Source organism: Salinicoccus hispanicus (assembly GCF_009831115.1).
Lineage (GTDB): Bacteria > Bacillota > Bacilli > Staphylococcales > Salinicoccaceae > Salinicoccus > Salinicoccus hispanicus.
The window spans coordinates 451049-464394 of sequence record NZ_WUUK01000001.1 but is presented as its reverse complement, the minus strand read 5'-3'; the positions used below and the strand labels follow the sequence as shown (position 1 = coordinate 464394).

16 protein-coding genes are annotated in these 13346 nt (G+C 41.7%); 5 read left to right on the top strand and 11 right to left on the bottom strand.

Features of this window, described 5'->3' with window-relative positions; genetic code table 11:
- The first annotated feature begins 107 nt into the window (after positions 1–107).
- Positions 108–536: a hypothetical protein gene (locus GQ671_RS02270; RefSeq protein WP_160652086.1), complete on the top strand. Its 429-nt coding sequence runs from the start codon at positions 108–110 to the stop codon at positions 534–536.
- Positions 537–579: 43 nt separating this feature from the next.
- On the opposite strand, the gene GQ671_RS02265 is transcribed toward GQ671_RS02270, so the two are convergent.
- The 6 genes from GQ671_RS02265 to GQ671_RS02240 form a co-directional block, all read right to left on the bottom strand.
- Positions 580–1017, bottom strand: coding sequence for a hypothetical protein (locus tag GQ671_RS02265; protein ID WP_160652064.1), 438 nt, complete (start codon positions 1015–1017; stop codon positions 580–582).
- A gap of 51 nt (positions 1018–1068) precedes the next feature.
- Positions 1069–1248, bottom strand: coding sequence for a PspC domain-containing protein (locus GQ671_RS02260; protein WP_160652061.1), 180 nt, complete (start codon positions 1246–1248; stop codon positions 1069–1071).
- Positions 1249–1604: 356 nt separating this feature from the next.
- On the bottom strand, positions 1605–2252 hold the full coding sequence (locus tag GQ671_RS02255) for an HAD hydrolase-like protein (RefSeq protein ID WP_160652059.1): 648 nt from the start codon (positions 2250–2252) through the stop codon (positions 1605–1607).
- Positions 2253–2290: 38 nt separating this feature from the next.
- The gene (locus tag GQ671_RS02250) at positions 2291–2740 is read right to left on the bottom strand and encodes a GNAT family N-acetyltransferase (RefSeq protein ID WP_160652056.1); all 450 of its coding nucleotides are present in this window, start codon (positions 2738–2740) and stop codon (positions 2291–2293) included.
- A 201-nt stretch (positions 2741–2941) separates the two neighbouring features.
- A complete protein-coding gene (locus tag GQ671_RS02245) occupies positions 2942–3346 on the bottom strand; it encodes a hypothetical protein (RefSeq protein ID WP_160652053.1) in 405 nt (134 codons plus the stop codon).
- Positions 3324–3545: a helix-turn-helix transcriptional regulator gene (locus GQ671_RS02240; RefSeq protein WP_160652050.1), complete on the bottom strand. Its 222-nt coding sequence runs from the start codon at positions 3543–3545 to the stop codon at positions 3324–3326. Before GQ671_RS02240 ends, GQ671_RS02245 begins: the two co-directional genes overlap by 23 nt.
- A gap of 346 nt (positions 3546–3891) precedes the next feature.
- Between GQ671_RS02240 and GQ671_RS02235 the strand changes: the two genes are divergently transcribed.
- The 4 genes from GQ671_RS02235 (at position 3892) to GQ671_RS02220 (ending at position 7287) form a co-directional block, all read left to right on the top strand.
- On the top strand, positions 3892–5079 hold the full coding sequence (locus tag GQ671_RS02235) for a cation:proton antiporter (protein ID WP_160652047.1): 1188 nt from the start codon (positions 3892–3894) through the stop codon (positions 5077–5079).
- A gap of 113 nt (positions 5080–5192) precedes the next feature.
- Entirely contained in the window at positions 5193–5975 is a 783-nt protein-coding gene (locus GQ671_RS02230) for an alpha/beta hydrolase family protein (protein WP_160652044.1), read from the top strand.
- A gap of 27 nt (positions 5976–6002) precedes the next feature.
- Positions 6003–6839 (top strand): alpha/beta fold hydrolase, encoded by an 837-nt coding sequence (locus GQ671_RS02225; protein ID WP_160652041.1) that lies wholly within the window; start codon positions 6003–6005, stop codon positions 6837–6839.
- Positions 6840–6852: 13 nt separating this feature from the next.
- Entirely contained in the window at positions 6853–7287 is a 435-nt protein-coding gene (locus tag GQ671_RS02220; RefSeq protein WP_160652038.1) for a GNAT family N-acetyltransferase, read from the top strand.
- Positions 7288–7392: 105 nt separating this feature from the next.
- Here the strand turns inward: GQ671_RS02220 and GQ671_RS02215 are convergent, their stop codons facing one another.
- The 5 genes from GQ671_RS02215 to GQ671_RS02195 all read right to left on the bottom strand — a co-directional run bounded on the left by GQ671_RS02215 (position 7393) and on the right by GQ671_RS02195 (position 13326).
- Complete coding sequence (locus tag GQ671_RS02215; RefSeq protein WP_160652034.1) at positions 7393–7842, bottom strand: ASCH domain-containing protein; 450 nt, start codon at positions 7840–7842, stop codon at positions 7393–7395.
- 39 nt (positions 7843–7881) lie between these two features.
- Positions 7882–8358 (bottom strand): GNAT family N-acetyltransferase, encoded by a 477-nt coding sequence (locus GQ671_RS02210; protein WP_160652031.1) that lies wholly within the window; start codon positions 8356–8358, stop codon positions 7882–7884.
- Between the two features lie 22 nt (positions 8359–8380).
- A complete protein-coding gene (locus tag GQ671_RS02205) occupies positions 8381–9394 on the bottom strand; it encodes a S66 family peptidase (RefSeq protein WP_160652028.1) in 1014 nt (337 codons plus the stop codon).
- 209 nt (positions 9395–9603) lie between these two features.
- On the bottom strand, positions 9604–10563 hold the full coding sequence (locus GQ671_RS02200; protein WP_160652025.1) for a magnesium transporter CorA family protein: 960 nt from the start codon (positions 10561–10563) through the stop codon (positions 9604–9606).
- Positions 10564–10758: 195 nt separating this feature from the next.
- Entirely contained in the window at positions 10759–13326 is a 2568-nt protein-coding gene (locus GQ671_RS02195; RefSeq protein ID WP_160653488.1) for a heavy metal translocating P-type ATPase, read from the bottom strand.
- Positions 13327–13346: the final 20 nt, after the last annotated feature.

Here is a 13346-nt window from a genome sequence, read left to right as displayed (position 1 = left end):
TTTCTTATTGTTGATATTAATTATACACTCTTACATTTAGAAATATTTTAAAAAATTCTTTATATTTGGTAACCTTGAAATATAGTTAAGAGGGAAGGATGTCATGTATGTGGGAATACTTATGGAGACCCTGGTCGATTTTTGCAGGTACTTGGGCTATAGCATGTGACTTCCTCTATCATCTGTCTTTCATGACATGGTATATACAGTTTGGTCCTATCATACTGACATTCACTCTGGCAGTAGTTACAGTTTTAATGGATGAGAAGTCCAAGAACACTAAAATAGGTGCCAGTAAAAAAGAAGATGAAAAAGGGGATACTGAGAAGCCAAATCTCAAAATCACATTCTTCATTCCAATATATCTTATAGCCCTGGTAGTCAGCATGACAGCAATTTATGGTCCACCGCAAAATAATTTATTTGACTATACTAGAATGGAGTTCTGGATTTTTATAGCTGTACTCACCTTTTCAGATGTTTTTAAATACTGGACAGATAATAAGGAAGATCAAAAAGGCGGAATGAGAACTTGATTGACAAGTTTTCTTCCGCCTTTTATTTCGCTTGCAAATGACACTAGTCACTATCATCGATTCTGGTCATCGTTATAGTAGATCCAATCGCACCGTTTCTTAATACATTTAAAGCCAGTTGGCTTTCACGATTGATGGAATCAAATTCAAACTCTGATAATGTGCCTTCCAACTCGTCAGCATCTTCATCCAACGCTACAAGCTCAGTGATTTTAAAGTCCATATTTCCATCGTCGTCGGTCAAATTCATTTCAAGTGTATTGTCACCAAGTGAGTACTCTCCTGTAGGGTGATCTCCCTCTTGGAGTTCTATGTTTCCATCACTAAACTCAACAGGAAAGCTGAGACTGCTATCTCGCATTTCTTCAAATTCAAGGTCCATCTTAATGTTATAAGTGCGATCTGAAAGAACATCCCCATTAGAACACCCGGATAGTAGAAGAACAAAAATTGCGATTGGAAAAATACTAATTCTTTTCATTTGTTTTCCCTTCTCTATGCTATTTTCATCAAAACTCTCCACTTCATGAGACTAGATATACCCATCATCGAAAACAAAATAGGCTAGAAAGAAATAAACTACAGATGAAAAGGGCAAGGTGAAAATGAAACCGATTCTTACAATGAATGAAGGTATACCTAAATTTTCAGCAATACCTCCTGCAACTCCGTATATTGCACGGTCCTTCGAAGAAGTTTTAATTTTTCTCATTATATCCAAGCACCCCCCAGAATCATTTCCATCAATAATTAACCTGTTATATCTCTCATTTACTTTTTACCCTCTATATAAATTGAATAACATATATAACTACATTAACCATATTATGTATAAGGAGATCCCTCTCGCTTATTCACTTTTCAACCCCCAACACTGTTCAGACAGAATTGAGGGTTGGATTTATCTACTATCAGATTAATTCAAGAATAATTAGAAAGATACGCTTTTCTCTAACAGTACACAAGATCAATGAGTATACAACAATGAAAATGATCAGAATTTTTGTATAGTAACTGCGCTGCCTTGATGGTACCACTGACGTTGATTGATTGAACAATAATTTAAACTCAATTTATAAGTTGTTTCAACTCTTCCAGCGAATCTATCACATGGTCCGCTTCTTTCAGTTCCTCATCAACTGCGAAATAGAAGTTGCAGCCGACGACTTCCAGGCCATTTTCTTTTCCTGCTTTGAAGTCGGATGCTCTGTCCCCCACCATATAACCTATATCCACTTTTTCGCTTTCAATAACCTTCCTTACAAGATCAGACTTATTGGAAGTCGTCACGGAATTGATGCTGTGGACACCGTCTACCAGACCTTCCAGCCCATGCTTTTTATATATTGCATCCAGATAGGCTTCATCTCCATTGCTGACAATATAAATATTGTAGCCCTGCTTTTTTATATGGGTCAGCACTACTTCAACCTCTTTATAAAGGTTCCCTTTTCTAGCATTGATATTTGCCACCAAATTTTCCTGAAGAATATCGTTAGACGTTCTGATGTCCTCTTCATTCGGTGAAGCCAGCAGGTGCTTCCAGACTTCATTTGTAGGCACACCCATTATTTCCTTGAACCTATCTACCGGATATTCGATGTAGCTGATGTCCATTGCATCCAATCTTTCCAATGTCTGAGTCAGCGACAGCTCCAATATAAGCTCTGTTCTGTACAATGTACCGTCCATATCGAAGAAGACTGCTTTTTTCATTTCAGTTGCCCCTGTCCTGTTATATTGTTTTTAAAGTATCAATTTAATTTGTAGTGCATCACATATTCGTTATTCTCATCATCAAACGAATGATTAATGAAATCCATGGATTCAAGCATCTCGCCCATTATGTCATTGCCTTTCACATAATCTGCGATGAATGTATCATACTTATCTTCTTTTTGCGCCATTTCTATGGCTTTCTCTACTGTCGCTCTTCCATACCCGGAATGCTGATACTTCTTATCGATCATCATGCGCCAGATCATGAACTCACGCGCTTCCTCATCCAGGTCGATGAGGATGAACCCTACTATTTTTTCATCATCCTGAATGGCATATGGAAATACATCATTATCATTCCTATAAAGATAGCATTCTGCAATCGATTTTACATTCGGTGCAACAAACCTGCTCTGTTCTTCTTTAACTTCAAGTGCTATTACATCATAAAAATTACTCTCGTCTATTTCTGCAAATTCAACCATAATTTCCTCCTTACTTAATTTTTCCATCTGAATATATTAGCATTAACTTAAGTAACTCAGTAATTGTAGATATATATTGGAAGAGGTGCGATTTATGACAATAATCTTTCTAGCTGCATTTCTAGTCTTTTTATTCACATGTACACTTTTGTTTGCACTCTTAATAAAATTAATCTCTTGTTTCCTTAAATTTGAAATAGACTACCTTCTCTTTACGATGAGACTTCCAACACCCGCAATCCAAATATAGGAGAAGAAGAAAATCCAGAGGTACAAAATTGGTACTGCTTCATAACCTATAAGCGTAAACACTGGGAGCGCAATAAATAAAACACCTAGGAATGTATGAGATACATAGGAAAAATAACGGGTTATATTACGTACTACCCGTTCATCCGCTTCTGGCACCTTATCTTTTCTGGTTTTTGATTTGATTATTTGGATCAGAATTAAAATAATACTTGCAAACAAAGCACCTGCTAGAACTTCATAGGGATATTCACCCCGTATGAAATACGCAAGAAATGTTCCCAGTATAGCTCCTACCAGACCGCATATAATAACTAAATAAGGGACCCACTTTTTAGTGTTTTCTATCACTTTCATCTTCCTCCAGTACGAATATCTCTTCGATTGGTGTTTCAAAGTATTTTACTAGCTTTAATGCTAATTCAAGACTTGGATTATATTTGTTTTTTTCAATCGCATTGATTGTTTGTCGAGTAACCTGAAGATCTTCAGCCATTTTTGTTTGGGTTATCCCTTTGGTCTGCCTGATTTCACGAATATGATTAATCACCCCCATAAGTAAGCCTCCTATTAATAGTAAAGATATCTTTACATAAATATTAGCATACATGAAAGGAGAGTGTAAAGATACTTTTACACTCTCTCTGGTATTAACTAAATAGATAATCGAATGCCTTAAAACAGCCAAGAATACTTCTTCCTACTGAAATTCTTTGCTGTCGTATGGTAAGAAGACCAACTGAAAAAAGGAATTATGTCGAAAGTGATAATAAATAGAGGGGGGTATGTTGAAATGCCAGCTAGACTGGCATACTTATCAAAATCATGCGAAAGTAAGTTTCAAAGTTTATTACTTTAAACTAAGGGAAAATATCAGTATCACTCAATCAGGAGGGGATAGAATGTCGGTTTCACATATCATCATACTGCTTTTTATCGGGTACATAATATTCACTATCGATAAGAAGCAGGAAAACTTTCCTGTGCCCGTCATACTTGTCGGTATTGGTATCGGACTCTCTTTCATTCCCTACTTTTCCGACATACAGGTGACGGAACGCACCATCTACCATGTGTTTCTTCCTGCACTCCTTTTTACGTCTGCATATCAGTTTTCAGCAAGTGAGTTCAAGAAGAATGCGGGGATCATCATATTTCTGGCAACCATCGGCATCATGCTTACTGTCGGTTTGCTCGGGGCCTTGGTCTATCTTGTCAGCGGTCCATTTGTCTCCATGTCATTCCTTGGCGCTCTGGTCATCGCTTCAATCCTGACTCCGACCGATCCTGTATCGGTTGTTTCCATTATCCAGAAAGCAGCAGGAGATGATACCATAGCAGATGTGGTCGAAGGGGAGTCTCTGCTTAACGATGGTACGAGCATTGTCATTTTCAGTACATTGTCCGGCATGCTCGTCCAGAGCCAGTCAGCAGGCATCTTCTCATTCTTCGGACAGTTTCTGCTCGTTTCCCTGGGCGGCGTGGCCCTTGGTGTCATATTCGGGTGGCTGATCAGTAAAGCTGTATATTTCACCCATCATAAGCAGTACCACGTCATGCTGAGTATTGTTCTGGCATATGGCATATTCAACATTGCAGAAGCCATTCATGTGTCCGGAGTACTCGCAACTGTATCTGCAGGCGTCATGCTGTCATTCGAGTTTGCCACTTCTGAAAAGGAAGAGGAATTCAAAGAGAATCTCGATGGATTCTGGACCATTGTAGAACCTTCGATCCTCACCCTGCTCTTTCTGCTGATCGGCATAGAGGCAAAGGAATTCCTTGCATTCGGTGCATGGGGATTTGCATTCATCATCTTTGCATTGTCAGTCATCGTTCGTTTTATCATCGTCATGGGCACCACTCAGGCATTCCCCAAATGGCACGATAAGATCAGCTGGCGTGAATCGACTGTCATCACATGGGGCGGGTTGAAAGGTTCAATGTCCATCTACCTCATTCTGAACCTCTATTCGATGAATTCCGGACAGCAGGATATGATTGTTTCCCTGTCATTCGCAGCTGTACTGGTTTCACTGGTCGTTCAGAGCATGGGAGTTTCACCACTGGCGAAAAAACTGATCAAATAGAATTTTAGACTCCCTCCATATTTCACTGGACAGTGAAATATGGAGGGAGTTTTATTTAGAGCTGTATAGATCAATATGGTAGTATTGCAATAAAAAGACAAGGGGTTTTTACTTTGGCAGGAACTTATCATTTTGCTTACGGTACCCACGATTCACAGTATGGAATACTGCGCATACCAGACGCTCCCGGGCCTTTTCCGGTGGTCGTATCGATTCATGGCGGATTCTGGCGACAGAAGTATGATCTTGATGAGAACACTCCGCTCTCAGAGGATCTGACGGATCGTGGCTATGCAACATGGAATATAGAATACAGGCGCACAGGGGAAGACAGCAGCGGATGGACAGGAACATGTCAGGATGTCGTGGATGCGATCAATCATCTAGCACAGCTTGAATCGGATTATAATATCGATCTTTCTCAAGTCATTCTTCTCGGCCATTCCGCCGGCGGACATCTGGCACTATGGGCCGCTTCACGCATCAGTGAAAATGTAGATGATTACAGTGGTTCCACGCTGCTTGTACCCATCCAAGGCGTTATCAGCCTAGCAGGTTTGGCCGATCTTAGAAAAATGTGGCGTATTCATAGCGAAAAAGGCGTCGACAGCCCTGTTTCTGCTTTCATCGGCGGTTCGCCTGAAGAAATGGTGGAAAGTTATCATGCAGCTTCACCTATTGAGCTGCTGCCGATCGGTGCCAGACAGATCATTATTCATGGTGAACTGGACGAAAATGTACCTGCGGATGTAAGCAATGGCTATCATAAAAAAGCTGTAGAGCAAGGGGATGATTCCGAGTTGATCATTCTGCCGGAAGCGGAACATTTCAAGATTGTAGACCCGTCAACACAGGAGTGGGAAACAGTAGTAGGTGCAGTGGAATCATTAATGTAGATTGACTATAAATAGAGGGGGAATGAAATGTTTGAATCAACTGTAATTAATACATCAAGGGGACAGTTTGAAGTATTCAAAAGAGGACATGGAGAACCATTGGCATTTACACATCTATACAGTGAATTTAATCAAAATGGCAACACTATGGCACGCGCACTAGCTGAATACTATACTGTATATATCATTAACTTAAGAGGTGCCGGCGGCTCCGACGGACCGACTGAAACATATACATACAGCATGGATGATGCGATTCACGATATGGAAGCAATACGGGAAACATTGGGATTTGAAGAATGGACGTTTTCTGGACATTCGACGGGTGGGTTTTTGGCATTGAAGTATGCCGTAATGTACCCTGACAAGCTAAATAAAATTATTGCAGGTGGTCTTTGTGCATCGTATGAATATATGGATCATCCTGATAGTATCTACTGTGCGGACAATCCAAACAATTCCAGAATGAAAGAGATATTTTCAGAGCTCCGTAAACCTGATACACCTAGAGAGACGCGTATTGAAATTGCCAAAGAATGGATCATGATGTCCTTATATAGAAAAGAGGCCTACTATGATCTTCTTGAGCGGAAGGAAAGTGGCAGGACGCTTATGGACAAAATCGATTATTTTACTGCAGAATTGAACGAGTATGATGTGCGTGAAGAATTAAAGAAAACGCCAGTAGAAGCGTTCATCTATTCAGGGAGACATGATGCACAGTGTCCGTATATATTCAGTAAGGAAGCGGCAGACTTGATGCCAAATGGTTCATTGACCACTTTCGAATTCAGCAATCATAATCCTGATATTGAAGAAGAGGAGAAGTTCAACGCTTTCATCAAAGAAACAGCAAACGAGTAATAGGAGGTATGAGATGAATAAACTTTACATAGAAGAACTGGAGACTGAAGAGAAGCTTCGAAGTGCTTTTCCTGTAATGAACCAGTTGAGAACCCACTTGAATGAAAAAGAGTATATGGAAATTATCAAAGAAGCCCAGGAAACTGACAGCTATGTCATGTACGCTCTCTATGAAGATGAAAAGATAGTGGCAGTTACAGGATTCAAACCGATGGTGACACTCTATTATGGAAGGTTTGTATGGGTGTGTGATCTGGTAACCGATTCTGATTCGAGATCAAAGGGATATGGAGAAAAGCTTTTGCATTTTGTCCACGATTGGGCTGGCGAAAATGGTTATACCAATGTTGCCCTCTCTTCCGGACTGGCCCGGGAAGATGCACATAGATTTTACGAAGACAAAATGAACTACGATAAAGTGAGTTATGTATTCAAGAAAAATTTATAGAAGAAATTGAAGTTATAATAAGACAATGTGCAAGTAAATAAAAAAACTCAAATCATGAAAATTTCCTCATGGTTTGAGTTTTTCTATATCCATTTTGAGTCTTCTCTACTGTTCTTTCACGTGGATTACTTTAAATCGTTCACATACCAGCAGCATGTCTTCGGAGAATTCTTGTCCGATACTGTTCAACTCTTTTTTGAAGAATTCTACATGCGCGTCCCACCAGTATTGATAGGTCCTGTCCCCCTCGCCTTCTGAAATAGCAAATGCTTCGCTGACTTCATTCATGGGTGTAATGGTGACTTCTGTTGTCTTGATAATTGAGGTTGGATTGTCATCTCCATTGAGGACGATGCTGTAGTCTTCTGTTGTCGGCAATGGTTCATTCTCCACTTCATAGAAGATGCGTCCTGAACAGGTGGCCGTCTTTACGCCATCTGCCACCAGCTGTGCAAGTTCATCAGGGTCGGCACCAAATTGCCAGGCAGTGACTGATTGCGGTTTCTCCTGCCCTTCCCAGTATTCATCCCAATATGCCTGTGCTTCTTTATTCATAACTATAATCCTCCGTATTTCTGGTTGTTGTTTAATCGGTCATACTTCAAATCTCATGATGCACTGCTCACCAGCAGGTCCTCCGATAGTTCTGCCGGTATCTTGAAAACCTGTCTTTTCGTATAATATTCTAGCAGCTGTATTCTTAAGATTGACTGATAGTACAATTTCACTGCAGTCGGGAAATTCTTCCTGAACAAATGCTTTCAACTTATTCAAGGCTTGTTTTGCACGTCCCTTCCCCTGCTCCTTATGATTGATGGAAAAAGAAGTCAGCAGCATAGCATGCTGATTGGTTGTGTAACCTTCAAATCTATAAGATGAGATAAGAAGGAAAAAACCGACTGGTCTATCATCAGCAAGAATAACAATACGATGCTTTCCTTCATCTGAGTTTTCATACTCCGAGGGAAGTGTTGTAAAACGGCTCTGATCTTCCGGCAATTGAAAACTGTGTAGATCTTGAATATGATTTTTTGCATAACGTACTAGCCTGACAGTATTGCTTTTCTCCAATTACTTCTTCTCCCCGCTGCAATTACTTAAAGGTCTGAATCACTTTGCCGCGCCCGTTTTCCACTTCGACTTCGGCATATGCACCATTGATGAAAGTGATCTGTGGTGGAACATGACCGCAATCTATGTCGTATATAATGGGAATATCAAGTTCTTCGGATAATACTTCATAGACATCCTTGGCCGTATAGTTATCGACTGGTGTATTCGCAGGACTTCTCCCGAACATGATGGCAGATGCATCTTCAAACCAGCCAGCCAGTTTCATCTGTACCAACGACCTTCTCAGTTCGGCTGTCGACATACCATAATTCTCAAGATACCAGATGATCGGTTCACCTGATATATGTTTATTCTTAAAACTGTGGACATCTCCGAATGGTGTGCCGATCAGGTGTCGAATGGCATCGATACATCCACCTAATAGTCGACCTTCCACTTTTGTGTTTTGACCTGTCATTGTTCTCCAATATGTCTGAGTGTCCAGATTAAAAACATGGTGGGTGGGATTTTCATGATCCCATTCCTTTTGATATTTTTCAGAGGCGTATTGAGTCACTGTCTCATTCTGCTTAGTGGCCAATACTGTTTCCCACATCGCTGTTGTATCATCACTTTCTATTGCACGGAGGTCAACTAGACTCGACCCATGAGCTGTTGCCGTACCTGTATTCAATGTAACCGCAAGCAGTAGCAGACTGATGTCCGAGAATCCCATAATCCATTTATTGGGCATTGTTTCAAAATTGATGTGCTCGAGTATTTCAATCAGCAGTTCGCCACCCCACGGCGGTATAATCAGGTCGATCATTTCGTCCGAAAGCATTTCATTCAACTCTTTCGCACGAATTACGGCTGGCGCAGACTTTGCTTTATCGTCCATCCATGGCGTGTCTCCTGAAAGACAGGAATATCCTCTATCTTTCATCCTGTTTATGGCTGTGTGCAGAACAACATGTAATTCATCAGGCACACCTGAAGAAGGTGCTGTTACACCGACAGTCGCGTTCTTATTTAAAGTAGGATACTGGATCAATGGATCACTTCCTTTTGATGGATGAAAAACTTATTTCAATAATAACATAGTTGTAAAACTTCACAGGTCACTTCGGTACAGTGATACATCAAAAAGTCTGATATGCAAATTTGAATAAACTTGCTGATCCATACAACTAGGACTCTGGAATAGCTAATGAATAATAAAATCACAGTGTTCTTTTCAATCAGAGGAAGACACTGTGTTCTCTAGTACGATGAACTTTTTTTCTTCTTTTTTGTTTGTTCCGTGTTATTCAGCAAATCCCCCATCCAACCTTTATTCCGCAGGAAGAGGTAGATTGCAGCTGTGTTTACAATAATGAGCAGTCCGGCAAACAAGTATCCATATTTAAAATCCAGTTCCGGCATGTATGTAAAGTTCATTCCCCAGAGTGCACCCCAGGCCATAACCGGAGTGAAAAGGACTGTGACAATGGTCAATGTCTTCATGATTTCATTTCCCCGTACATCCGCCTTCACACTTTCAAGCTCTGCCATACTGCCTATTTCTTTACTGTATTCAGTAACCAATGTAAAAGCGCGATCAATGCGTTGCTGCATTTTGTAGAAAATAGAACCTTCTTTAGTCTCTTCACCAAATGCTTCCGGCACCCCAAGTTCAATTTCTTTTAACGGGAGTATCAGACTTTTTAAAACAATCAGCTGATGGCGGCAGTTCATGATCTGCGATAATACTTCTTCGTTATTTTTCTTTTCCAGTTTCCAAAGCAGATTGTTTATTCTTTTTTCAAAGTCATCAATTTTCTGCAGATAGTTATTTAATATGACATTGATGATTACCATGAAGCCTTCAATCGGTGTATGGGTGAAATCCATTTTTGTCACGGTATTGCTTGTATTTATTTTATTAAAGATATCAAAGTCCAGATAATCGGTCAGAAGAAAATCACGCGTCAGACAAAAATGAAAAAATTTCCCTGAATCCGGATCAGTCAAGTTATGGTCATAGATAAGAGACCCCCATATGACCTCTTTACCTTCATAAGTCGTATCCATCTGGAGATTGTTCGAGTCCCCTTCATTCGCCTGATCCAGCCACTGCTCATCTACCGGATAGCCGGAAGTCTGTTTTTGCATGGTTGCTTTATCACTGAAATCCATTTCAATCCAAGTCCAGCCATCATTATTCAAAACATGTCTCTTCATTAGAAAACCTCCAGATCAACCGAGTCGTGTAATGGAATCTGATTCAAGCGATGTATATTAATTGAACATCTACCCGCTTCTATTTTTGATAAACTATTCACTCTTGCAGAATTGATGAAATGTTCATTGATTATTATGTTCAAAGTGATAAAAATGGTATGACTGCAGTTCTCACAACCATACCATCGATAGATATTATTCTTTTACATTCAACAGTCGCAGTGCATTCAGAATGACTATGATTGCGGCCCCTGTATCACTCAGTACTGCCATCCAGAGTGTCAGCCAGCCTGGGAAGATGAAGACAAGTGCGATGGCTTTGATGATCAGGGAGAACCATATGTTCTGCTTGATGATCCTCAGAGCCTTCCTGCTCAGTTTCATCGTATGTGGCAGCTTCTCAAGATTGTCCGCCATCAGAACGATGTCCGCAGTCTCCATTGCGGTATCTGTTCCTGCCCCGCCCATGGCGATGCCAATATCAGATAAGGCCAAGGCAGGCGCATCATTGATGCCATCCCCTACCATTGCCACTTTATGGCCTTCTGCCTGCAGCTGTCTGACCGCATTCACTTTATCTTCAGGCAGCAGTTCTGCAAAATAACGGTTTACGTTGGCTTCTGCAGCAATCCGCTTCGCAGTCCCTTCATTATCCCCTGTCAGCATGACAACCTGATCGACACCTGTCTGCTTCAAGTCACTCAACGCCTGTGCCGTCGTTTTACGGATTGTGTCGGAAACGGCAATCACACCGATCACTTCTTTTTCTGTACCAACAATCACGACTGTCTTACCTTGATACTGGATGTCTTCAAGTTCTTTTTCATAACTGATTAATGAAATACCCGCTTCATCAAACAGTTTACGATTACCAGCATAGTAGACCTGATCATCGATTGTCGCCTGTACACCTTTACCGACGATATTGCTGAATAGTTCGCCTTCCTTCGCCCGTATACCTTGGTTCTTTGCATGATCGACAATGGTTCTGCCGATTGGATGCGTGGAATAGTCTTCCAGTGTATAGGCGATGGCGAGCAATTCTTCTTCTGTAGTCGTATACGCCAGCACTTCATTGACCTGGGGCTTGCCTTCAGTCAATGTACCTGTCTTGTCAAAAGCAACAACCTTGATATGAGCCGCCTTCTCGAGGAACGTACCACCTTTGATCAACACACCGTTTTTCGCGGCATTACCAATTGCCGAAACAATGGCGACGGGTGTCGAAATGACAAGTGCACATGGACATGCAACGACCAGCAGTGCCAGTCCTTTATAAATCCATTCTCCCCAGCTGCCCATACCAAAGAGAGGTGGCAGGACAATGACAGCAAGTGCAGCTGCAAATACAATCGGTGTGTAGATGCTTGCAAATCTATCAATAAAAGCCTGTGTCGGCGCGCGTTGTTCCTGGGCTTCCTCGACCATATGGATGATTTTCGAGATGGTTGTATCCTTAACCAGTTTCGTCACTCTGACTTCAATGGATCCATGTTCATTGATGGTACCGGCGTAGACAGTATCCCCTTCTACCTTGTCCACAGGCATGGACTCTCCTGTAATCGGTGCCTGGTTGATGCTTGTCTCACCCTTCATCACTTCGCCATCAAGCGGTACTCTATCACCTGGCTTGATGATGGTAATTTCACCGACTGAAATTTCACTGACTGGTTTCTGGACAAGTTCTGTCCCCGATCTCACCCATGCATCTGAAGGTGCGAGATCCATCAAGTTTTTGATCGACTTTCTCGTTCGTTCCATCGACTGGTTCTGCAGCGCAGTCCCGAGAGCAAAGAGCCAGACGACAGTTGCCCCTTCAAACCATTCTCCGATCAGTGCAGCACCAATCGCCGCTGCCGACATGAGCACGTTCATATCGAGTGAGCGGCTTCTGAGTGCATAATACGCACTCTTGACCGGCTTATATCCACTGATGACAATCGCAATGGCATAAAGCATGGTACTCAATATCTGTGGCAAACCGGCATAAGAGCCGATAAAGCCGACCGCAATCAAAGCCCCTGTTATGATGATGTTCTGATATTCACTTCTCGGCTTGCTGTCACTATTGGAATCACTGCCCCCTGCCAGGGAGGCATGGTAGCCGATTTTCGATACTTCCGAAATGATATCCTCAACACTGTTGTCATGATCCACTTTCATCTTACCTGTAGAGAAGCTGACATCAGCATGCCTGACCTGGGAGAGCTTATTCAGATGATTCTCCACGCTCTTGGCACAGCTGCCGCAGTCCATACCTTCAACAATATAAGTTTTCATATTGCTGCTCTGTTTCGGCATTTCGATATCAAAACCCAGGTTCTTAACAGTACGCTCTGCGTTATCAAAAGCACCCTGGTCCATACCGATGACTTGCAGCTTGGCCGTGCTGTAGCTCACTTTTGCTTCAAGGATATTGCTTAGGGCATTCACGCCCTTTTCAATGGTCATTGCACAGGAAGGACAATCCATCCCCTGAATACGATATACTTTCTTTTCAACCTGTGACGTTAATGGTTCGTTGTTAGATTCAGCGCTATTACTGCAACAGCTTTCAGGGTCGTCAACAGAGTCTTGGCCACCACAGCATGCACTTGCTTCACTCTTCTGTGTGATTGCCTCTTTAGTTTCCGTACTGCAGCAAGCACTGCCGTTTGCTACCTTCTCTTCTGACTGACTGCAACAGCCTTCGGGATCGTCGTCAGGGTCACCCGGACCATCGTCACCACAACAGGAGCTTGCTTCGTTCGTCTGGTCTGTCATTTTTCCAACTTCCGTAGTAC